Source organism: Micromonospora sp. L31 (genome assembly GCF_052068075.1).
In the GTDB taxonomy this organism is placed as follows: domain Bacteria; phylum Actinomycetota; class Actinomycetes; order Mycobacteriales; family Micromonosporaceae; genus Micromonospora; species Micromonospora purpureochromogenes.
Genome location: NZ_JBQHDC010000005.1, coordinates 116,670 through 136,520, shown reverse-complemented (window position 1 = coordinate 136,520; position 19,851 = coordinate 116,670). Strand labels below are relative to the sequence as shown.

Sequence of the window (19,851 nt, the reverse complement as noted above, 5' to 3'; positions counted from 1 at the left end):
CTCCTTAGTCGCTCAGGGTGGACGACGCGTCGCGGTCGGCGCGCAGGCGCCGGCCGAGTCGTTCGAAGACCCGGGTCAGGGTGGCGACCTCGGCGTCGTCGAGGTCGTCCATCAGGTGCCGGCGGACCGAGGCCAGATGCCCCGGTGCGGCCTCGCGCAGGGCGAGCAGCCCGGCGGCGGTCAGCACCGCCTCGCTGCCCCGGCGGTCCTGCGGGCAGGACTCCCGGGCGACCAGGCCGCGCCGCTGCATGGACGTGATCTGGTAGGTCAGCCGGCTGGGGGAGAAGACCAGGCGGTCGGCCAGCTCGCCCATCCGCAGCCGCTGCCCCGGCGCCTCGGCGAGCAGGACCAGCACGTGGTAGTCGGCGAAGCTGAGGCCGCGGTCGGCGCGCAGGTCGTCCTCCAGCTGGGTGAACAACCGCTGGCTCGCCTCGATGTACGCGCGCCAGCCGGCCATCCGCGCGCTGTCCAGACCCTCCGTCACGGCTACGACTGTAGCACTCCTTTAAATTTAAACAAGCTCTCTTCGAGCTGTCGACGACCGGCGGAGCGGGGTCGAGCGGCCGGGTGCTTCAGTTGTGAAGGAACGCGATCGGCGGAAAGCGCGGGCGGGCCGGCGGCACGCCGTGCCACACTCCGGCCCGTGGATCCCGTCGAGCTGACCGCCCCCGGTCTGCTGCTGCGCGCCTGGCGGACGCGGGACGCCGCCGCCGTGCTCAGGGCGCTGCGGGAACGCGAGGTGGAGCGGTGGAACCCGCAGGGCGTACGGGACGAGGCCGGGGCGCGCGAGTGGCTGCGTCGGCGCGCGGACCCGACGGCGGTGGACCGGCTGTCCCTGGCGGTGACCGACGCCGCCGACGGCACCCTGCTCGGCGGGGCCTCGCTCTTCCAGATCCACGACGGCAACGCCTCGATCGGCTACTGGACGGCCGCCGCCGCGCGGGGCCGGGGAGTGGCCTCCCGGGCCGTCACCGCGCTCGGCGGGTGGGCCTTCGCCCACCTGGGGGTGCACCGCATCGAGCTCTGCCACGCGGTCGCCAACCCGGCCTCCTGCCGGGTCGCCGCGCGGGCCGGGTACCCGATCGAGGGCACCATGCGTGACTCCCACCGGTACGGCGACGGCCGCCGCCACGACGAGCACCTGCACGCCCGGCTGGCCACCGACCCCTGACCCGGGCCCGGTTAGGCTCGGCGGGTGGACGATCTCGAACTGCTCGACTGGCGGGAGCGGGTGGCCCGGCTCTACCTCTCCGACCTCGACCTGGCCGGCTTCCGGGCGGCCCGCGACGAGCTGTTCGCCGGGCACCCGCAGAGTCCGGTGCCCGCCGCCGACCGGGCGGCCTTCACCGGGCTGGGCTGGTTCCCGCCGAACCCGGACGCCGTCGTGGAGGCGCCGCTGCGCCCCGCCTCGGGCACCGAGAGCATCGACACCGGCGGCCCGGACGGCGTGGTGACCTACCGGCGGGTGGCGGTGGCGCAGACCCCGTGGGGCCCGCTGACCCTGTGGTGGATCGAGGCGTACGGGGGCGGGCTCTTCGTGCCGCTGCGCGACGGCACCAGCGGCCGGGAGAGCTACGGTGGCGGCCGGTACCTGACCGACACCGTCAAGGGCACGTACGGCCGGGGGCTCACCGTGCTGCCCGGCGGCCGGGTACGCCTGGACGCCAACTACCTCTACAACCCCAGCTGTGCCTACGACGACCGGTGGACCTGCCCGCTCGCCCCGCCGGAGAACCGGGTCGACGTGCCGATCCGGGCCGGCGAGCTGGCGTACCACCGGGCCTGACCCACGCCGTGACGCCCCGGCGCGCGATGCGCCGGGGCGTCGGGGTACGTGCTCAGCGGGCCGTCGCGCCGGTCGGGGTGAGGTGCATCCGTCCCAGCAGCTGACGCGCCTGGTCGGCGAGGTTCGCGTCCACGGTGACCGCGTACTGGCCGGCGCGCAGCGAACTGGCCGAGGTGAAGTCGCGCTGACCGCCGGACATGGCGTGCGCGACCGCGCCGAAGACGGCACCCCAGATCGCGCCGATGACCAGCCCGACCAGGATCACCGCCAGCCAGTTGCCGACCGTGAAGATGCCGAACAGCAGCCCGATGAAGAGCCCGAACCAGGCTCCGGTGCCCGCGCCGAGCAACGCGGCCCGCCCGGTCGTCAACCGGCCGAGCACGGTCTCCACCAGGGTCAGGTTCGTCCCCACGATCGCGGTGTGTTCCACCGGGAACCGGTTGTCGGCCAGGTAGTCCACCACCCGCTGTGCGGACGGATAGTCCGGGTACGAGCCGATCGTCACGGTGGGCGGCCCGGTCTGCGGGCCGTGCCCGTCACCGCTGGGCGCGGCCGGCCGGCCGGCCGGACCGGACGGGAGGTTCTCGTCGCCCGGCATCCCGGGACGCCAGGCCGCGGTCGGGTTCGAGGGTCTGGTCATCGCTGCCTCCTTCGTCGGCCACCCGTCTTCCCGACGGTCCCCACCGGTAACGCCCAACCGCCGCCGACGTCGAGGAATGCTGCTTCGCCGGCCCGGGTAGGCACCGGCGTGCAGAGCGGACGGATCAGTGAGCACGGGTTCCTGGCCGACGGCAGCAGCGCCGTGCTGGTGGATCGTGCCGGCTCGGTGAACTGGTGGTGCCCCGCCCGGTTCGACGCGCCGTCGGCGTTCGGGCGGCTGCTCGACGACCGGGCGGGGCACTGGTCGATCCAGCCCGAGGGCGGGTACACCAGCGAACGCTCCTACCTGGACGACACGCTGGTGCTGCGTACCGTCTTCACCACCACGACCGGCGCGGTGGCCGTCACCGACGCCCTGGCGCTGGAGCCCGGGGCGCGCGGGCACGACATCGGCCGGCGCTCCCCGCGGGTGCTCGCCCGGGTGGTCGAGGGACTCGCCGGCGAGGTGCCAATGCTGGTGGACTACCAGCCCCGGTTCGAGTACGGGAGGGTCAGCGCCTATCTGACGAACTCCGATGGGGTGATCGACGCGGCCGGCGGCGGCTGCCGACTGCGACTGCGCGCCGACGTCGCGCTGGACTGCGGAGAGGACGGGGCCACCGCCCGGATCACCGTCCGCGCCGGCGACACCTACCGCTTCACCCTCGGGCACGCCCCGGCCTACGGCGACGCGCAGCCGGCCACGCCCGACGCCGACCAGGTGGTCGCCGATGCCGTCGCCGGCTGGCGGTCCTGGGCGGCTCTGCACGACGACTACCAGGGCCGCTACCGCGACGCGGTGCGGCGCAGCGCGATGGTGGTGCAGGGCATGACCTACGGGCCCAGCGGAGCGGTGGTGGCCGCGGCGACCACGTCGCTGCCCGAGCAACTGGGCGGTGACCGCAACTACGACTACCGCTTCGTCTGGGTGCGCGACTTCAGCCTCACCCTTCAGGCGCTCTGGCTGGCGGCCTGCCCGGACGAGGCGAACCGGCAGTTCTCCTGGGTGGGCCGGGCGATGGGCCGGATCGGCGACGAGCCGGTGCCGATCATGTACGGCGTCGACGGCGGACGGGACCTCACCGAGCATGCCCTCGCCCACCTCTCCGGCTACGACAACAGCCGGCCGGTCCTGGTCGGCAACGACGCCTGGCGGCAGCGGCAGACCGACGTGCTCGGCGAGGTCCTCGACGCGGCCTGGCTGATGCGGTACTACCTGGACCCGATGTCGCCGGACGTCCGCCACCTGCTGCGTGCGCTGGCCGACCGGGCGGTGTCGGACTGGCGGCGGCCGGACGCCGGGATGTGGGAGGCGCGCGACGCGGAGCGGCACTACGTCTCGTCCAAGGTGCAGTGCTGGACGGCGCTGGACCGGGCGGTCCGTTTCGGCTCCCGGCTGGGTGGCCCGGCGGACGTGGCCCGCTGGGCGGCGGCCCGCGACGAGGTGCGGGCGGCGGTGCTGACGCGCGGCTGGAACGAGCGGCTCGGCGCCTTCACCGGGGCCTTCGACTCCGACCAGCTGGACGCCTCGGTGCTGCTCATGCCGCTGGTCGGTTTCCTGCCGGCGGACGACCCGCGGATGCGCTCCACGATGGACGTGGTGGAGCGGCGGCTGTCCCGCGACGGCCTGTTGCGCCGCTGGGACGACGATCCGGCGGGCTTCGTCATCTGCTCGTTCTGGCTGGTCGGCTGCCTGGCCATGGCGGGGGAGCGGGACCGGGCGGGCCGGATCTTCGAACAGCTCGCCGCCCGGGTGAACGACCTCGGGCTGTACGCCGAGCAGATCGACCAGGCGACCGGGGAACACCTCGGCAACTTCCCGCAGGCGTTCTCGCACATCGGCCTGATCAACGCGGCGGGTCATCTCACCGCCGCCGACGAGCGGGCTCGCAGGGCCAGGGAAGGCGACCGACAGCCCGTGCCGGCCGGTACGGGACCCAGGGAGGGAGCACGCTGATGACCGGACGACTGTCAGGCAGGACCGCCCTGATCACCGGCTCGGACTCGGGTATCGGGCAGGCCACGGCGATCGAGTTCGGCCGGGAGGGCGCCGACGTGGTGGTGCACTACCTGCACGACCACGCCGGGGCCAACCACACCAGGGCCGAGGTGGAGAAGGCCGGCCAGCGGGCCATGGTGGTGCAGGGCGACATCAGCGTCGAGCACCAGGTCGAGGCGATGTTCGACGAGGCCCTCGCCGAGTTCGGCACCCTGGACGTCCTGATGAACAACGCCGGCGTGGACGCCTCCGGCATCCCCGTCGCCGACCTGGACACCGAGACCTGGGACCGGGCCATCCGGATCAACGTCTACGGGACGTTCTTCTGCTCCCGCCGGTTCGTGCGGCACCGCCGCGACCAGGGCGGGCAGGGAAAGATCATCAACATCACCTCGATCCACCAGGAGGTGGCCCGGGCCGGCGGCGCGGACTACGACACCAGCAAGGGCGCGATGTTGGAGTTCGCCAAGAGCCTCGCCCTGGAGGTGGCGCCGATGCGGATGAACGTCAACAACATCGGACCTGGGATGGTGCTCACCCCGTTCAACCAGCGGGCCATCGACGATCCGCAGTACCTGGAGGAACAGGTGCAGTCCATTCCGTGGAAGCGCGCCGCCCAGCCCGGCGAGATCGCCAAGCTGGCCGTCTTCCTCGCCAGCGACGACGCCGACTACGTCACCGGGTCGACGTACTTCATGGACGGCGGCCTGATGCAGAACCAGGGCCAGGGCGCCTGAGCGCGCCGGGTGCCCACCCGCACCCGATGCCTGGCGGAGAATGGCGGGATGCGCCTGGTCATCCTCGCCGACACCCACGTACCGAAGCGGGCGCGTGACCTGCCCGCGCCCGTCTGGTCGGCGGTGGAGGCCGCCGACGTGGTGGTGCACGCCGGTGACTGGGTCGACGTGGCGCTGCTCGACGCGATGAGCGCCCGGGCCCGCCGGCTCGTCGGCGTGTACGGCAACAACGACGGCCCGGAGCTGCGGGCCCGACTGCCCGAGGTGGCCCGGGTCGAGCTGGACGGCCTGCGGGTGGCGGTGGTGCACGAGACCGGGCCGAAGACCCGGCGCGAGGAGCGCTGCGCGGCCCGCTTCCCCGACCGGGACCTGCTGATCTTCGGCCACTCGCACATCCCGTGGGACAGCGTCGCGCCGGGCGGGCTGCGGCTGCTCAACCCCGGCTCGCCCACCGACCGGCGGTCCCAGCCGTACGCCACCTATCTGACCGCGCGGGTAGCGGCGGGGCGGCTCGACGAGGTCGAGCTGCACCGCCTGCCCCCGCGCTGAGCGTCACCGGCCCCGGCCGGTCTCCTCCTGCAACTCGTCGATCCGCCGGGACGCCTCGGCCTTGGTCAGGTCGTCCGGCACCTCCTCGCCGGCCTCCCGGGCCAGCGTGTGCAGGTACGACTCCTGGGCGGCGGTCGGCGGCTCCTCGCCGGTCACCCACTCGTCCGGGTCCTTGATCGCGCCCCGCGGTTCGGGCTGCTGCCTGTTGCGGTCGGCCATGATGTCCACCTTTCTTCGAACAGGTGTACCCCTACCCGCGGTGTCGGTCCTTCATGCCGCCCGCCGCCGACGCACATACGATCACCCGGTGAACTCGGGCGTGATCGTGGTGGGGGCCGGCATCGCCGGCGTGGCGTGCGCGATGGAGCTGGTCCGGGCGGGCGTCGACGTGCAGATCCGGGAACGGGGCCGGGTGGCGGGCGGGCGGCTGGCCAGCCGCCGCTTCGACGGCCGCCCCGCCGACACCGGCGCCGCGTACCTCACCGTCGACGACCCCGACTTCGCCGAGGTCGTGCGGGGGTGGCGGGCCGCCGGGCTGGTCCGGGAGTGGACCGACACCTTCGTGGCGTACGGCCCGGACGGCCGGCGCGAGGTGACCGGTCCGACCCGCTGGGCCGCCCCGCGCGGCCTGCGCTCACTGGTCGAGGAGCTGGCCCGGGACCTGCCGGTGAGCGTGGACCGGCTGGTCATGGCGGTACAGCCGGGCCCGACGGTGGACGGAGCCCGGTGCGCCGCGGTGGCCCTGTGCATGCCCGGCCCCCAGGCGGCGCTGCTGCTCGACCCGGAGCTGGCCGCCGCGACGCGTGCCGCGCTTCAGCAGCGCTGGGCGCCGACGCTCAGCGCGGTGCTGCGCTTTCCGAGCCGCCGCTGGCCCGACTTCCGGGGCGCCTTCGTCAACGACCACCCGCTGCTCGCGCTGGTCTGCGACGACGGCGACCGGCGCGGCGACGGCGCCCCGGTGCTCGTCGCGCACACCACGCCGGAGTTCGCCGCCCGTCACCTGGCCCAGCCCACCGCCGCCGGGCCGGCCGTCGAGGAGGCGGTGCGCGACCTGCTCGGGCTGCCCGAGCCGGCCGAGCTGGTGCACGTGCACCGCTGGACGTACGCCCGTCCGACCGCCGGCGGGGACGGGACGTACCACCTTGACGACGACGGGGTCGGGCTGGCCGGCGACGCGTTCGGCCGGCCCCGGGTGCAGAGCGCGTGGCGCTCCGGGCGGGACCTGGGGCGCGCCCTGGCCGAGCGGGTGCTCGCCGTGCGTGGCTGACCGGTACCGGTGCGCGCACCGCCGCCGGCCGGGGGCGTATCGTCGCCTCGGGGGAGGTGTGCGCGACGTGGACGGGGATTCCGGACGGCGGGGGACGGCGTGACCGGCCGGGGCCTGCGGCACGACGCGCTGCTCTACGCCGACGACCACGACTACCTCGACGCCATCACCGCCTTCGTGGCGGCCGGCCGGGCCGCCGACGAGCCGGTCCTGGTCGCCGTCCCCGCGTACCGGCTCGCCCAGGTCGGGACCGCTCTCGGCGCGGTCGCCGGGGTGACCCTCGCCGACATGAGCACCATCGGGCGCAACCCGGCGGCGATCATCCCCACCGCCCTGCGCGACTTCGTGCACCGGTTCCCCGGCCGCCGGCTGCGGATCGTGGGGGAGTCGCTCTGGCCGGGCCGCCGGTCCGCGGCGTACCGGCACTGCGTCGAGCACGAAGCCATGATCAACCTGGCGCTCCGGACGTACCCGCTGAGCGCGCTCTGCCTCTTCGACCGCTCCCGGCTGCCCGCCGACGCCCTCGCCGACGTGGGGCGGACCCACCCCGTCGTGCGCAGCGGGGCGCTGGCCCGGCCCAGCGCCGGCTACCAGCAGCCCGAGACGGTGCTGGCCGGCTGCGCCGAGGCGCTGCCCCCGGCCCCGGACGACGCGGCGACGCTGCGGGTCGAGGCGGCCGGCCTGGCCGCGCTGCGGGCCGCCGTCGCCGCCACCGCCGTCGCCGCCGGACTGCCCGCCGACCGCGTCGACGACCTGCGGATCGCCGTCACCGAGCTGGCCGCCAACGCGATCACCCACGCCGGCGGGCCGGCCACGGCCCGCTGGTGGGTGGCGGCACCGGACGAGCTGGTCTGCGAGATCAGCAGTCACGGCACGCTGACCGACCCGTTCGCCGGCCGGATCCCGGCCCCGGCGTCAGCCGAGCGGGGACGCGGGCTGCTGCTCGTGCAGCAGCTCTGCGACCTGGTCGACATCCGCACCGTCGACGGTGGCACCACCGTCCGGGTGCACCTGGACCTGCCGGCGCCGGTCGCGGTGCCCGCCCCGCGGTCAGCCCCGGACGCCGCCGAGTGCGGGCTCGCCCCGCTCTGACGGCTCCTTCGTGCGCTCGCCCGCCCGGTCGAGCAGCTGCATGACCGGGGTCGCGGCGATCCCGTGCACCACCACGGACACCACCACCACCAGCCCGACGGTCGCCCAGATCAGGTCGGCCTGGGGAAAGTCGGTCCTGCTGGTGGCGTACGCCAGGTAGTAGAACGACCCGACGCCACGGATGCCGAACAGCGAGATCACCCAGTGCTCGGCCGGTCGGCCGGGCGCGCCCCGCAGCGACAGCCAGGCCACCAGCGGCCGGACCACGAAGAGCAGGGCCAGTCCGACCGCCGCCGCCGGCCAGGTCAGCGGGGCCAGCAGGCCGTCGATCACGGCGCCGCCGAAGAGCAGCAGCAACAGCACCGTCAGCAGCCGCTCGACCTGCTCGGCGAAGTCGTGCAGCACCGAGTGGAACTCGTGGGTACGCTCCGCCGCCCGGATCGCCCGCGCGGCCACGAAGACGGCCAGGAAGCCGTACCCGCCGATCACCTCCACCAGCCCGTACGCCAGGAAGGTGGCGGCCAGGGCGAGGAAGCCCTCGGCGTGCCGAGCCAGCCGCAGCTCGCTGGGGGCGCGGAAGAACAGCTTGCCGAGCAGCCAGCCGACGAGCAGCCCGCCGCCGACGCCGACGACGAGCTTGTAGAGCACGTCGACGGTGAACCAGTCGGCGAGCCAGTCCGCCGGGGCGAGGCTGGTGGTGGCGATGGCGATGGCGGCGTACACGAACGGGAAGGCCAGCCCGTCGTTCAGGCCGGCCTCCGAGGTGAGGGCGAAACGGACCTCGTCCTCGGAGTCCTCCACATCGGTGGGCTCGCCCACCTGCACGTCGGCGGCGAGCACCGGGTCGGTCGGGGCCAGCGCCGCCCCCAGCAGCAGCGCGGCGGCCGGCACCAGGCCGGCCCACCACCAGCCGAGCAGCGTCACCGCCGCGATGCACACCGGCATCGCGATCGCCAGCAGCCGCCAGGTGGACGACCACCGCCGCCAGCTCAACGGCCGGTCGATCTTGAGACCGGCGCCCATCAGGGCGACGATCACCCCGACCTCGGTCAGGTGGGTGGTCAGCTCCGGATGGGCCAGCGGGTCCGGTGACGGCAGCCCGGTGGGCAGCAGGAAGACCAGCATGCCCAGCCCGAGGAACGCGATCGGCATGGACAGCGGGCGGCGCTCCAGCACCCGGGGCAGGATCCCGGCCAGCAGGGCGCCCACGCCCACCAGCGCGAACGCGACATCGACCGGTTCCACGCCCACCACCTCTCGCACCTCGCCCGCGCCCGCGCGCGAGGTGGGGACTGTGCCCCGTGCTCCGGGGAGCTAAGCCTCGGTGTCCGGCTTGTCCCGCGGTGACGTCCGCCTCGGTGTGACGAGGGGGGAGTCGGCCAACGCGGCCAGCAGCGCCGCCGGGTCGTCGTAGACGGCGACCGCGCCCGCCCCGGCCAGCTCACCCCGGCTGGTACCGCCGCAGGTCAGCCCGATGCAGGGGATGTCGAGCCTGGCGGCGGCGGCGACGTCCCAGACCGAGTCGCCGACGAAGACCACCCGCCGGGCGTCCAGGCCGGCCTGCTCCAGGGCGGCCACCAGGATGTCCGGCGCCGGCTTGCTCTGCTGCGCGTCGGCGGACGAGGTGACGGTGTCGACCGCGTCGTCGGCGTCCAGCGCGGCGCGCAACGCGCCGACCTCGTGCTCGGCGGCGGAGGTGGCGAGCACCACCCGCAGGCCCCGGGCGGCACAGGCGCGCAGCAGCTCCGCCGCGCCGGGCAGCGGGGCGAGGCGCTCCCAGTACTCGGCGAAGAGGCTGTCGTGCGCGTCGCGCAGCTTGCCGTCGGCGGACCGATCCCGTTCCGGGCCGAGCAGGTGGTCCAGGAGCTTGTCCGAGCCCATCCCGATGGACCGGTGGATCAGCGACATCGGCACCCGGTGCTCGGCCTGCCGCAGCGCCTCCCACCAGCTCACCGTGTGCAGGTAGGTGGTGTCGACCAGCGTGCCGTCGACGTCGAAGAGGACGCCGGAGGGACTCTCTGCGCTCATGGGCGTCCTCCTACCGTTACCGTTCCGTGGGCTTTGCTGAGTACACGGTTGGTAGTCCCGCCTTGCGGTGGGACGGTCCCGGTCTGACCCGCTTTCGCGGTGCCGGGTAGACGCTTCGCAGCCACCAGCCCCGCAAGCAAGGTCTTACGGTCGGCTCCACGTCCGTTTGACGACTCCCGGCCACTCCGGGCGTCGGCAACCTCGCGCGCCAGGGCGGTGAGGTTGAGCGCGGCGTTCAAGTCTCGGTCGAGGATGAGGCCGCAGGCGGTGCAGGCGTAGGTTCGCTCGGACAGGGCCAGCTTGGTTTTCACCGCGCCGCAGCCCGAACACGTCTTGGAGGATGGATACCAGCGGTCGGCAGTGACCAGCCGACCTCCATTCCATTCGGTCTTGTAGGCGAGCTGCCGTCGCAGTTCGCCGAAGCCGGCATCGGCGATGTGCCGGGCCAGACGGCGGTTGCGCAGCATCCCGGCGACGTTGAGGTCTTCGACAACGACGGTGCCGTGCTCCCGTGTCAGTCGGGTGGTGAACTGGTGCAGGCCGTTACGCCGCAGGTTCGCCACGCGGGCGTTAGTACGGGCGAGCGCATCCTGGGCACGTACCCACCGCTTTGATCCTGCTCGGTGCACCCGTCGGTCGGGGGTTACGCAGCGGGTCACCGCGCGGGCGAGGCGCCGCATCCGCCGCGACGCGGCCACGAGGTGGTGCGGGTTGGGGATCTGCTCGCCGGTGGACAGCACCGCGAGGTGCTTCACGCCGAGGTCTACGCCGACTACCGAGCCAGCCCGGGCGGGGATGCAGGTGGCACGCTGCACCTCGCAGGTCAACGACACGAACCAGCGCCTGCCCTCGCGTCGCAGCGTCGCGGACAGGATCCGCGCGCTGCCTGCCTCCACCCGCCGAGCCAGCTTACGAGCCGACTCGTGCAAGCGCAGCGCACCCAGCCGGGGAAGGGTGATATGCCGCCGGTCGGCCTCGACGCGGATTACGCCGGTGGTAAATCGAACAGTCGGCGCACTGCGGCGGCGCGACTTTAACCGGGGAAAGCCAACGAGGCGCCCCTTGCGCGCGCCCTTACGTGAGTCGCCCCAGTTCTTCAACGCTCGAGCCAGGGCGTCGAGTCCGGTGTTGAACGCCTCCTTGGAGCATTCCCGCCACCACGGCGCAACCTCATCCTTGCTGGCGTTCCACGCCTTGCGCAGGGCTGGCAGCGTCCACCCGATCGCCGGGGTGAGCAGTTCATCGGGCACGCCGTAGGAGCGTTCGGCGGCGCGCTGGTGCATCACCGCTTTCACCCGGGCGAGGGCCCAATTGTGCGCCACCCGGGCCGCCCCGGCGTGCGCCAGCACCGCGCGTTCCTGCCGTGGAGTCAGGTCGAGCGCGTAGCGGTACGCCTGCATCATCTTCACGTCGGCTCGCCCGACTCGGCGGCGGCGTTGATCGCCCGCCACGCGCGGCTGGTCGGTGCACTGTCGCCGTGCAGGCGAGCGCACAGCGAGGTGAGGATCTCCGTCACGTCGCGCACCAGGTCGTCGTCGACCCCGGACGGATCCACGACCAGCAGCCGTCGACCCTGCGCCAGATTCACGCAAGACACCATAGCGCTCCAGGTGACACCAAAGGGCTCGACAAGCTCGCTCCTGGCACCCCGTTCGGGCGGCCCTGACGCCCGTGCTCATCCCGCCGGGATGAGGATCTCGAACCAGACCGTCGAACCACGGACCGTGGGGTCGGTGCCCCAGGCGTCGGAGAGCTGCTCGATCAGGCCGAGGCCCCGGCCCCGGCTGCTCAACGTGTCGGTCTGCGCCCGGGTCACGGTGCCCCGGGTGCCCGAGTCGGCGACCGACACCAGCAGCCGCTCCGGGCTCAGGTCGATCTCCACCCGGGCGGCCGTGCCGGCGTGCAGCAGCGCGTTGGTGGTCAGCTCGCTGGTGCACAGCACCGCCGCGCCGATCACCGCCTCCGGCACCCGCCAGTCGGTCAGCTGCGCGGTCAGCCAGTGCCGCACCCGGCTCGGCGCGGTCGGCTCGGCCGGCATCTCCATGCTCGCCGAGCGGCTCGGCTTCCGCGCGTGCTCCACCGCCAGCACCGCGACGTCGTCCTCGGTCGCCCCGTCCACCGCTCCGGTGGCCACCGCGCAGAGCGCGCGCGGGTCGCCGCTGGCCGCGTCGGCCACCGCCGTGACCAGCACGTCCAGCCCCGCGGTGAGGCTCTGCCGCCGCCGCTCGACCACCCCGTCGCTGTACAGCAGCAGGGTGTCCCCGGGCTGGAACGGCACGGTCGCGGTACGCGGCCGGCAGCCCAGCCCCAGCGGGGCGCCCGCCGGCAGCTCGACGAAGGCGGCCGTCGCCGAGCCGTCGGGGTGGCAGCGCCGGATCAGCGGCGGCGGATGCCCGGCGCTGGCCAGGGTGATCTCGCCGCGGTCGGCGTCCACCACGCCGAAGACCACGGTGACGAAGAGTTCCTGGGTGCCGGTCTCGGTGCCGAGGCTGGCCACCAGCCGGTCCAGCCCGGTGAGCACGGCGTCCGGGCGCGGGTCGGCCAGCGCCAGGGCGCGCAGTGCCGCCCGTACCTGGCCCATCCGGGCCGCCGCCTGCACGTCGTGGCCGGCGACGTCGCCGAGGACCACGCCCAGGTCGCCGGTGGGCAGCACGAAGGCGTCGTAGAAGTCACCGCCGGCGGCGTTGCCGTCGACGCCCGGGTCGTAGCGGGCGGCGATGCGCAGCCGGGGCAGCGCCGGCAGCCGCTCCGGCAGCATGCTGCGTTGCAGCAGCTGGGCGGTGCCGTGCTGGGTCTCGAACCGGCGGGCCCGCTCGGCCGCCTGGCCGACCAGTTCCGCGGAGGCGGCCAGCAACGCCCGCTCCGCCGCAGACCAGCCGTGCGGCGTCCGGTAGCCGACGGCGAGGCCGCCGCGGATCACCGAGGAGCGCAGCGGCAGCGCGGCCAGCGAGCGGATCTTCTGGTCGTGCCGGTCGATCGCGCTCGCCCGCAGCGGTTCACCGTCGCCGACGAAGTACGGCACGCCGCTGCGCGCGGTCACCACCACCGGGAAGGGGGAGTCCGCGGCGGTGGGCCGCCACAGCGGAGGCAGCCGCTCGTCGGCCTCGTCGAGCAGTTCGCCCCGGATCCGGCGGACCATCCGCCAGCCGGGGCCGTCGTCGACGGCGAAGGTCACCCGGTCGGCGTCGAAGGAGTGCAGCGCGTAGCGCAGGGTCACCCGGGCCACGTCGTCGAGGGTGAGCGTGCCGGAGAGCGCGGCGGCGAAGTCGCTGAGGCTCTGCAACTGCTGGGTGAGCTGGGTGGTCTGCGCCGCCACGGTGAACACGCCGACGATCCGGCCGGTGCTGTCGCGTACCGGCGAGTGGCCGCGGGTGAAGACGGCGTGGTCGCCGGTGGCGGCCAGGTGCCGGTCGACCGGCAGCATCGACTCCCGCTGGAGGAAGGACTCGCCCCGCCGGTAGGCCCGTTCGATCACGTCGCCCACCCCGGGGGTGTGCCAGAGGTCCGCGAAGACCTCGCCGGCGGGCCGGCCGAGGGCGTCCGGGTGCCGGTCCCCGATCAGCTCGGAGTAGCCCTGGTTGTAGAGCAGCACGAACTCGTCGCCGTAGTAGAGCGCCATCGGCACCGGCGAGGAGAGGATCACGTCGACCAGGGCGCGGACCGCCGGGTCCCACCGCTGCGGCGGCCCGAGCGGGGTGCCCGCCCAGGGGTGGGCGAGCACGGTCGCCGTCACCTGCGAGACCGGGGCCGGTCCGGGGGCGGCGGGTGGTGGCGTGGGGACTCGCCCGACCGTGCCTGGCATGTTACGCAGCCTAGCCGGAGCGTCGCGCAGAGGTTTGGATCATGCCTCCCGACCGTGCCGGACGGCCCCGGGCGCGGTGATGTTAGGGCAGGTCAGGAGGTCTTTCGGGGGATATGTCGGGAAATTGATCCTGGGTGTCGCGGCGTGCACCCTGAGCGACCGGGTATCCGGCCGGCGCAGTCCATGCGACAGGAGGGACATCATGCCGGAAACCCTTGCGGTCAGGCAGGCCGACATCGGCGACGCCGTGGCCGACATGTGGAGGTCGGTGCTGCTCTTCATCCCGAGGGCGATCGCGTTCATCGCGATCCTCGTGGTGGGCTGGATCATCGCCCGAGCGGTACTCAAAATCGTGGACAAGGTACTGGAACGGGTGGGGTTCGACCGGGCGGTCGAACGGGGTGGCATCAAACGGGCACTGGAACGCACGAAGTACGACGCCAGTGACATCCTGGCCAAGCTCGCGTACTACGCGGTCCTGCTGTTCACCCTGCAGTTCGCCTTCGGGGTGTGGGGACCCAACGCGATCAGTGACCTGATCCGGGGCGTCGTGGCCTGGCTGCCGCGCGCGTTCGTGGCGATCGTCATCGTGGTCGTGGCGGCCGCGATCGCCAACGCCGTCCGGGACCTGGTCACCGGCGCGCTGGGCGGCCTCTCGTACGGCCGGATCCTCGGCGACCTGACGGCGGTCTTCATCCTGGCGCTCGGCATCATCGCCGCGCTGAACCAGGTGGGCGTCGCCACCACGGTGACCACGCCGGTGCTGATCGCGGTGCTCGCCACGGTGGCCGGCATCCTGATCGTCGGCGTCGGCGGTGGTCTGGTGAAGCCGATGCAGAGCCGCTGGGACCGATGGCTGGACCGGATGGCCGAGGAGTCGCGGGCGATCCAGGTGCACCGCCAGGCCCAGGCGGCCGGGCGGGGCGACATGAGCCGTCAGATGGCCGATCGGGGCGCCGAGCGCGTTCAGCCGATGGCGAGCGCCGAGGAGGCCAGGGCGGCGGCCGGGGGCCGGGGTACGTACCAGTCCGGCAACGTGGGCGAGGAGACCCAGCAGTTCCGCCGTCCGGGGACCTGAGTCGGAGGCGTACCGGTGGAGGGGGTCCGTGCGTGGCGCGGACGCCCCTCCGTCGTCTCCGGAGTGGGTCAGGCCGCTTCGAGGTGGCGCGGGTCGAGCGTGCGGGCCAGCGCGCAGACCGCCAGCAGGCGGATGCGCAGCCAGTCCGGCTCGGTCCAGTCGATCGTGCCGGTGGGCAGGGTCAGGCCGTGCTCCAGCGCGGCCGCCCGCAGCCCGTCGGCGTAGCCGACCAGCGCCGCCGGGGTCAGCCGCCGCCGGTCGCCGTCGAGGCTGTCGCGTACCGCGGCCGCGTGCTGGTCGACCATCGCGAGCAGGCCGGGGTTGGCGGCCGCCGCGGCGAGGCCGGAGACGCCGACCGAGGCGCTGAGCAGGGCGAGGGCGGACCGCGCCGCGCTCGCGGCGGTCCGGGTCGCGACCTGGGAGTACGGCAGACGCATGGGGACCGAGGGTAGTCACCCGGCGGCCCGGGCGGCCTCGGCCGCTCGGCCGGTCCCGGGTCCTCTTCCGGTCGGCCGCCCTCCTCCGCCGGGATTGACCCGGCGGAGCGTGGGCAGAAGGAGAACCGCGCGCGAATGGGCGCAGCCGGCACCTTGGAGGGACGGATGGGACAGCACGACGACGGCCCGGACCAGCAGCACCGCCGGCCGGACGGCGTGACCGACGAGACGGTGGCCGCGCTGGGCAAGCTCAGCGAGGCGCTGGAGACGGTGGAGCGGGCGCGCGGGCACCTCTACTCGCTGCACCAGTTGATCGGGCACGCCGACCTGATGCTCGACGACGCGGTCGCGCAGTTGCGGGCCGCCGGCCACGAGGACCTCGCGGAGCGGGTCCGCACCGAGCTGCTCGGCCGCAACGTGATCGCCGGTCGGTGGACGTTCCAGATCGTCGAGGACTTCGACGACAACTACTACGCGGTCTTCCGCGAGCTGGACCGCGCCGCCCGGGACCAGCTGGTGGACGGCCGCCGCCATCTCTACGAGGCGGAGATGAAGGAGCGGCGGCGGACCCGGGGCCGACCCGGGCACGAGGCCCGCCCCGCCGAGCCCGGCTCACCCCGGAACTGAGGGCGCCCGGAGGTCACGGCTCCGGACTTCCCATCTGCCCCCATCGAGGGGAGTGAGCCGGGTGTCAGTCGGACGGCGCGTCGGCCGGCCGGCGACGGCTGGTGTCGTCGGCGATGATGACGGTCGCCACCATGAGCGCGACGCAGAGGCTGAACAGCCAGGAGTCGTCGGCGACCAGCTTGGCCGAGACCGGGGCCTGGAGCGCGGCGAGCAGAAAGCCGAGCCAGGCCAGACGCCGCTGACGTGGGGTGAGGAAGCCGGAGCCCTGTTGCATCCCGAAAGTCTGACGCGGCGCCCCCCGGTTGCCGTCACCCGATCGGCCGATTCTGGATGGGCTGTCCGCATTCCTGCCCGTCCGGGCGTTGCTTTTTGCCGGTTCGGGGGAAGTCGTCGCCGGCCGGAAGCGTTCTCGGCGGGTACGGCAGGATGGCCCCCCGTGTCCGTCACCCCGCCCCGCGCCTCCCTGCTCCTGCTCGCCTACCTCGCCTTCGTCAGCCTCGGCCTGCCCGACGGGCTGATCGGGGTCGACTGGCCGTCGATCCGCGCCGACCTCGGGGTACCGACGGAGGCAGTCGGGCTGGTGCTCACCGCGGGCACCGTCGGCTATCTGACCTCCAGCGTGCTCGCCGGCTTCACCCTGGCCCGACTCGGCGTCGGTCGGCTGCTGGCCGGCAGCACGGTGCTGGCCAGCCTGGCGCTCACCGGGTACGCCTCGACGCCGGAGCTGGCCCTGATGATCGGTTGTGCGCTGGTCCTCGGGCTCGGTTCGGGCGCCGTCGACTCCGGGCTCAACGCACTGTTCCACGCGCAGCACGGAGGGAATCCCCGTCCTTCAGGGCAGGGAGAACGTCAATGGGGGAGCCTCTTCGCTTGGGGGCGGGTCGTGCAGGGCGTGGCCGCCGAGCGCCTCGGCGTCGGTCGGGTGCTGCGGGGCAGCCTGCTCGGCATGACGGCCGGCGCCCTGCTGATCGCGCTGCCCGCTCCGGCCTGGGTGGCCCTGGCCGGCCTGGTCCTGGTGGGCTTCGCCGCCGCGCCGGTCTACCCGCTGCTCACCCTCGCCACCCCGGAGCGGGTCGGCGCGGCGCACGCGGACCGCGCCATCGGCGTCCAGATCGGGACCGCCGGGCTCGGCGCGGCGCTGATCCCCGGCGGGCTCGGGGTGCTGTTCGGGCACACCTCGGTGGCGTTGCTGGGGCCGGCGCTGACCGTGCCGGCGGTGCTGCTGCTGCTCCTGCACGCCCTCGCCGGGCGCAGACCGGGGGCCGCCACGGGGTGAGCCGACCAGCCGCAGCACCGGGACAGGCTCGCGCGGCCCGGCAGTGCCTTCGACCCCCGGGGCACCGACGTCGTCCCGCCCGGGGCCCCGCCGGTCACATCGTGTCGGGGCCGGTCCGGCCGGTGGTGGAGGGGCGGTACGCCCGCTCGGAGTCGGTCATCTCGCGCCGCTCGGCTTCCCCGGCACCCCGGTCCGCCGCTTCCGGCCCGTGACCGAAGGCGGCCTCCTCGCCGGCGTCGTTGCCGGTGACGTCGTCGCTCTGCCCGTCGAGCGTGGAGCGGGCGATCGCCCGGTCCAGCTCCCTCAGCGGGATCTTCTGCTCGTCTCGCCACACGCTGTCGTCGTTCTCCGTCATTCCTTGGCGGTACCCGGGGCTGATGATCGCAAACGGCCGCGCCCACTCGTCGGGCCCGGCGACGGCACCCGGAACCGGACACGGCGATGGCCGCCGGATTCTCCGGCGGCCATCGGACGGGTGAGGTGCGGGGGAGAGGATCACGGCTGCGGGCGGTCGACCTTGCCCCGCCAGGCGCCGGTCTCCTGACCGCGGCGCTCGATGAACTGCTTGAACCGCTCCAGGTCGCCCTTGGCACGCCGGTCCACCACACCCAGCTTGTCGCCGGCCTTCTCCACCACGCCGTGCGGCTCGAAGTCCATCTGGAGGGTGACCCGCGTCCTGCCCTCGTCGAGCCGGTGGAAGGTGACCACGCCGGCCTGCTGGGTGCCGCCGGTCGACTTCCAGGCCACCCGCTCGTCGGGGAGCTGCTCGGTGATCTCGGCGTCGAACTCACGCTTGACCCCGGCAATCTCGACGGTCCAGTGGGTCATCGTGTCCGTCAGCTGCCGGACCTCCTGCACCCCCTCCATGAAGTGGGGGAACTCCTCGAACTGGGTCCACTGGTCGTACGCGGTGCGGATCGGGACGGAGACGTCCACGTGCTCGGTAACGCCGCTCATGAAGATTCCTCCTCTGGCCGCCGGTGTTCGTCCGGATCGTGGGCCGATCCGGTCACCAGCGGGTCGTCTCGTTCTTGTGACCGAGGGCGGCCCACACCTCGGAAACGGTGCGGTACCGCGTACCGTCGGGCAGCCGCTCCAGATCCTCGATGAGGTCGGCGGGCGCCTGGTTCTCGCGGGCGTTGGCGATCAGCGTCTCGCGGTCGCCCGGCAGGGCACTCATCGTGATGAACCGCCCGAGCCGGCTGCGGTCCTCGACGTCCCGAGAGCTCATCCCCTTCGGGGCGCCGCTGCGCAGCTCACCCGCCGGCGCCGTGGTGGTACCCGGCTGATCCTCGCCGGCCGGCTCGGCTTCGCGGAACTCCTCGGCGCGCGAGCCCCCGGTGCCCGGGCCCTGGACCAGGCCGGCGACCTCCTGGCTCATCTGCTCGTCGAGCCTCGGTCCGTGCTTGCTGCTGCCACGTTCCAGTTCCATGCCTTGGTGCTACCCCTGGCGGCCCCCGGGAAACGCCGAACCCGGCACGCGGTCACGAATCGGCGGGGGCCTTCGGAAGCAGGACCGGCTCGCCCGGATCCTCCGCCCCCGCCTGGAGCACCCGGCCCCGTTGCAGCTCGGCGTTGATCTGCACGCCGAACATCAGCGCGCAGTTGGACAGGTAGAGCCAGACCAGGAAGGCGATGACCGCGCCCAGGCTGCCGTACGTCACGTCGTAGGAGCCGAAGTTCGCGACGTACAGGCCGAAACCGGCGGAGGCGACGATCCAGGAGAGCAGGGCCACCGCCCCGCCGGGGGTCAGCCAGCGGAACCTCGGCTGCCGGACGTTCGGGGCGATCCAGAACAGCAGGGACAGCAGCGTCATCATCACCAGCGCCAGCACCGGCCACTTGGCCACGCTCCACACCGTGCGGGCCAACCCGCCGGCGCCGAGCAGGTCGCCCACCGCGTCGGTCACCGGCCCGCTGACGATCAGGCCGAGCGCCACCACGGCGAGCAGGACCAGCGACACGGCCGCCAGGCCGATCTGCATCGGGCGCAACCGGTAGAACGGCCGCCCCTCCTCGACCCCGTAGATCGCGTTGGAGGCCCGGGTGAACGCGCCGATGAACCCGGACGCCGACCAGAGCGCGCCGAGCAGACCGAAGCTGAGCAGCACCTCCGCCCCGCTCTGCTGGTCGACCACGGTGCGCACCACCGACACGAAACCGTCGTTGGCGACCACCGAGCCGGCGCCGATGTCGCGGGCCAGCCCCAGCACCGTGTCGACGGTGCGCTCGCCGTCGGAGACCAGGCCGACGAGGGCGACCACCACCACGGTGGCGGGGAAGAGCGCGAGGACGCCGTAGTAGGTCAGCGCCGCCGCCCAGTCCGCGCAGTTGTCCTTGACGAAGTTGCGCCCGCTGCGCACCAGCGCCCCGCGCCAGGTGGACCAGCTCAGCTGGCGTACCCGGCGGGGGACCCGCAGGCCGTCCCGGCCACCGGCGACCGCGGTCGGCTCCGTCGTCGCTGCCATCTCCCGCTCCCGTCCCCGCCGGCGCACCCGCACCCGCTGGCCCCGCCGGTACCCGGTGCCGGAAAT

At 73.7% G+C, this 19,851-nt stretch carries 23 protein-coding genes and 1 pseudogene; 10 read left to right on the top strand and 14 right to left on the bottom strand.

The window, feature by feature from the left end:
• Nucleotides 1-4: 4 nt before the first annotated feature.
• A complete protein-coding gene (locus tag ACTMS9_RS16000; protein WP_247658476.1) occupies nucleotides 5-457 on the bottom strand; it encodes a MarR family winged helix-turn-helix transcriptional regulator in 453 nt (150 codons plus the stop codon).
• Between the two features lie 186 nt (nucleotides 458-643).
• On the opposite strand from ACTMS9_RS16000, the gene ACTMS9_RS15995 reads away from it, so the two are divergent.
• Together ACTMS9_RS15995 and ACTMS9_RS15990 are read left to right on the top strand one after the other, a co-directional pair.
• Nucleotides 644-1,171, top strand: a complete 528-nt coding sequence (locus tag ACTMS9_RS15995; protein ID WP_441148043.1) for a GNAT family N-acetyltransferase — start codon at nucleotides 644-646, stop codon at nucleotides 1,169-1,171.
• A 24-nt stretch (nucleotides 1,172-1,195) separates the two neighbouring features.
• On the top strand, nucleotides 1,196-1,786 hold the full coding sequence (locus ACTMS9_RS15990; protein WP_441165327.1) for a DUF1684 domain-containing protein: 591 nt from the start codon (nucleotides 1,196-1,198) through the stop codon (nucleotides 1,784-1,786).
• A 52-nt stretch (nucleotides 1,787-1,838) separates the two neighbouring features.
• Here ACTMS9_RS15990 and ACTMS9_RS15985 read toward each other — a convergent pair whose 3' ends face one another.
• Nucleotides 1,839-2,426 carry a general stress protein gene (locus ACTMS9_RS15985; protein ID WP_154938322.1) on the bottom strand — a complete coding sequence of 196 codons (588 nt, stop codon included), beginning with the start codon at nucleotides 2,424-2,426 and terminating at the stop codon, nucleotides 1,839-1,841.
• A 108-nt stretch (nucleotides 2,427-2,534) separates the two neighbouring features.
• On the opposite strand from ACTMS9_RS15985, the gene ACTMS9_RS15980 reads away from it, so the two are divergent.
• From ACTMS9_RS15980 to ACTMS9_RS15970, 3 genes are read left to right on the top strand one after another with little or no spacing between them, the layout of a single operon-like run.
• Complete coding sequence (locus ACTMS9_RS15980) at nucleotides 2,535-4,382, top strand: glycoside hydrolase family 15 protein (protein WP_441165326.1); 1,848 nt, start codon at nucleotides 2,535-2,537, stop codon at nucleotides 4,380-4,382.
• Nucleotides 4,382-5,161: a glucose 1-dehydrogenase gene (locus ACTMS9_RS15975; RefSeq protein WP_280837238.1), complete on the top strand. Its 780-nt coding sequence runs from the start codon at nucleotides 4,382-4,384 to the stop codon at nucleotides 5,159-5,161. The genes ACTMS9_RS15980 and ACTMS9_RS15975 overlap by 1 nt, the downstream gene beginning before the upstream one ends.
• 48 nt (nucleotides 5,162-5,209) lie before the next feature.
• Nucleotides 5,210-5,710 carry a metallophosphoesterase family protein gene (locus ACTMS9_RS15970; protein ID WP_280837237.1) on the top strand — a complete coding sequence of 167 codons (501 nt, stop codon included), beginning with the start codon at nucleotides 5,210-5,212 and terminating at the stop codon, nucleotides 5,708-5,710.
• Nucleotides 5,711-5,713: 3 nt separating this feature from the next.
• Here ACTMS9_RS15970 and ACTMS9_RS15965 read toward each other — a convergent pair whose 3' ends face one another.
• Complete coding sequence (locus ACTMS9_RS15965) at nucleotides 5,714-5,929, bottom strand: DUF3072 domain-containing protein (RefSeq protein WP_441165325.1); 216 nt, start codon at nucleotides 5,927-5,929, stop codon at nucleotides 5,714-5,716.
• A gap of 100 nt (nucleotides 5,930-6,029) precedes the next feature.
• On the opposite strand from ACTMS9_RS15965, the gene ACTMS9_RS15960 reads away from it, so the two are divergent.
• Nucleotides 6,030-6,977, top strand: coding sequence for an NAD(P)/FAD-dependent oxidoreductase (locus ACTMS9_RS15960; RefSeq protein ID WP_441165471.1), 948 nt, complete (start codon nucleotides 6,030-6,032; stop codon nucleotides 6,975-6,977).
• A 99-nt stretch (nucleotides 6,978-7,076) separates the two neighbouring features.
• Nucleotides 7,077-8,069, top strand: coding sequence for an anti-sigma factor RsbA family regulatory protein (locus tag ACTMS9_RS15955; protein WP_441165324.1), 993 nt, complete (start codon nucleotides 7,077-7,079; stop codon nucleotides 8,067-8,069).
• Here ACTMS9_RS15955 and ACTMS9_RS15950 read toward each other — a convergent pair.
• The 5 genes and pseudogenes from ACTMS9_RS15950 to ACTMS9_RS15930 all read right to left on the bottom strand — a co-directional run bounded on the left by ACTMS9_RS15950 (nucleotide 8,028) and on the right by ACTMS9_RS15930 (nucleotide 13,899).
• Complete coding sequence (locus tag ACTMS9_RS15950; RefSeq protein ID WP_280837235.1) at nucleotides 8,028-9,314, bottom strand: cation:proton antiporter; 1,287 nt, start codon at nucleotides 9,312-9,314, stop codon at nucleotides 8,028-8,030. The genes ACTMS9_RS15955 and ACTMS9_RS15950 overlap by 42 nt on opposite strands.
• Before the next feature lie 69 nt (nucleotides 9,315-9,383).
• Nucleotides 9,384-10,097: an HAD family hydrolase gene (locus tag ACTMS9_RS15945; protein ID WP_441165323.1), complete on the bottom strand. Its 714-nt coding sequence runs from the start codon at nucleotides 10,095-10,097 to the stop codon at nucleotides 9,384-9,386.
• On the bottom strand, nucleotides 10,094-11,500 hold the full coding sequence (gene tnpB / locus ACTMS9_RS15940; protein ID WP_441165470.1) for an IS607 family element RNA-guided endonuclease TnpB: 1,407 nt from the start codon (nucleotides 11,498-11,500) through the stop codon (nucleotides 10,094-10,096). Before tnpB ends, ACTMS9_RS15945 begins: the two co-directional genes overlap by 4 nt.
• Before the next feature lie 2 nt (nucleotides 11,501-11,502).
• A pseudogene (locus ACTMS9_RS15935) lies at nucleotides 11,503-11,679 on the bottom strand (IS607 family transposase); the annotation flags it as partial.
• A 93-nt stretch (nucleotides 11,680-11,772) separates the two neighbouring features.
• Nucleotides 11,773-13,899: an ATP-binding SpoIIE family protein phosphatase gene (locus ACTMS9_RS15930; RefSeq protein ID WP_441165322.1), complete on the bottom strand. Its 2,127-nt coding sequence runs from the start codon at nucleotides 13,897-13,899 to the stop codon at nucleotides 11,773-11,775.
• A gap of 202 nt (nucleotides 13,900-14,101) precedes the next feature.
• Here ACTMS9_RS15930 and ACTMS9_RS15925 point away from each other — a divergent pair, with 202 nt between their 5' ends.
• On the top strand, nucleotides 14,102-14,977 hold the full coding sequence (locus ACTMS9_RS15925) for a mechanosensitive ion channel family protein (RefSeq protein WP_350796623.1): 876 nt from the start codon (nucleotides 14,102-14,104) through the stop codon (nucleotides 14,975-14,977).
• A gap of 68 nt (nucleotides 14,978-15,045) precedes the next feature.
• On the opposite strand, the gene ACTMS9_RS15920 is transcribed toward ACTMS9_RS15925, so the two are convergent.
• On the bottom strand, nucleotides 15,046-15,414 hold the full coding sequence (locus tag ACTMS9_RS15920; protein WP_280837231.1) for a DUF6401 family natural product biosynthesis protein: 369 nt from the start codon (nucleotides 15,412-15,414) through the stop codon (nucleotides 15,046-15,048).
• 165 nt (nucleotides 15,415-15,579) lie between these two features.
• Between ACTMS9_RS15920 and ACTMS9_RS15915 the strand changes: the two genes are divergently transcribed.
• The gene (locus ACTMS9_RS15915; RefSeq protein ID WP_441165321.1) at nucleotides 15,580-16,041 is read left to right on the top strand and encodes a hypothetical protein; all 462 of its coding nucleotides are present in this window, start codon (nucleotides 15,580-15,582) and stop codon (nucleotides 16,039-16,041) included.
• Between the two features lie 64 nt (nucleotides 16,042-16,105).
• Here the strand turns inward: ACTMS9_RS15915 and ACTMS9_RS15910 are convergent, their stop codons facing one another.
• Entirely contained in the window at nucleotides 16,106-16,315 is a 210-nt protein-coding gene (locus ACTMS9_RS15910) for a hypothetical protein (protein WP_280837228.1), read from the bottom strand.
• A 162-nt stretch (nucleotides 16,316-16,477) separates the two neighbouring features.
• Here ACTMS9_RS15910 and ACTMS9_RS15905 point away from each other — a divergent pair, with 162 nt between their 5' ends.
• Nucleotides 16,478-17,317 (top strand): MFS transporter, encoded by an 840-nt coding sequence (locus ACTMS9_RS15905; protein ID WP_441165320.1) that lies wholly within the window; start codon nucleotides 16,478-16,480, stop codon nucleotides 17,315-17,317.
• A gap of 94 nt (nucleotides 17,318-17,411) precedes the next feature.
• On the opposite strand, the gene ACTMS9_RS15900 is transcribed toward ACTMS9_RS15905, so the two are convergent.
• From ACTMS9_RS15900 to ACTMS9_RS15885, 4 genes are all read right to left on the bottom strand, one after another.
• Complete coding sequence (locus tag ACTMS9_RS15900) at nucleotides 17,412-17,672, bottom strand: hypothetical protein (protein ID WP_441148052.1); 261 nt, start codon at nucleotides 17,670-17,672, stop codon at nucleotides 17,412-17,414.
• 140 nt (nucleotides 17,673-17,812) lie between these two features.
• Nucleotides 17,813-18,274, bottom strand: a complete 462-nt coding sequence (locus tag ACTMS9_RS15895; protein ID WP_154938296.1) for an SRPBCC family protein — start codon at nucleotides 18,272-18,274, stop codon at nucleotides 17,813-17,815.
• 52 nt (nucleotides 18,275-18,326) lie between these two features.
• Nucleotides 18,327-18,743: a DUF2795 domain-containing protein gene (locus ACTMS9_RS15890; RefSeq protein WP_210777383.1), complete on the bottom strand. Its 417-nt coding sequence runs from the start codon at nucleotides 18,741-18,743 to the stop codon at nucleotides 18,327-18,329.
• A 58-nt stretch (nucleotides 18,744-18,801) separates the two neighbouring features.
• On the bottom strand, nucleotides 18,802-19,785 hold the full coding sequence (locus ACTMS9_RS15885) for a YihY/virulence factor BrkB family protein (RefSeq protein ID WP_441148053.1): 984 nt from the start codon (nucleotides 19,783-19,785) through the stop codon (nucleotides 18,802-18,804).
• Nucleotides 19,786-19,851 lie beyond the last annotated feature (66 nt).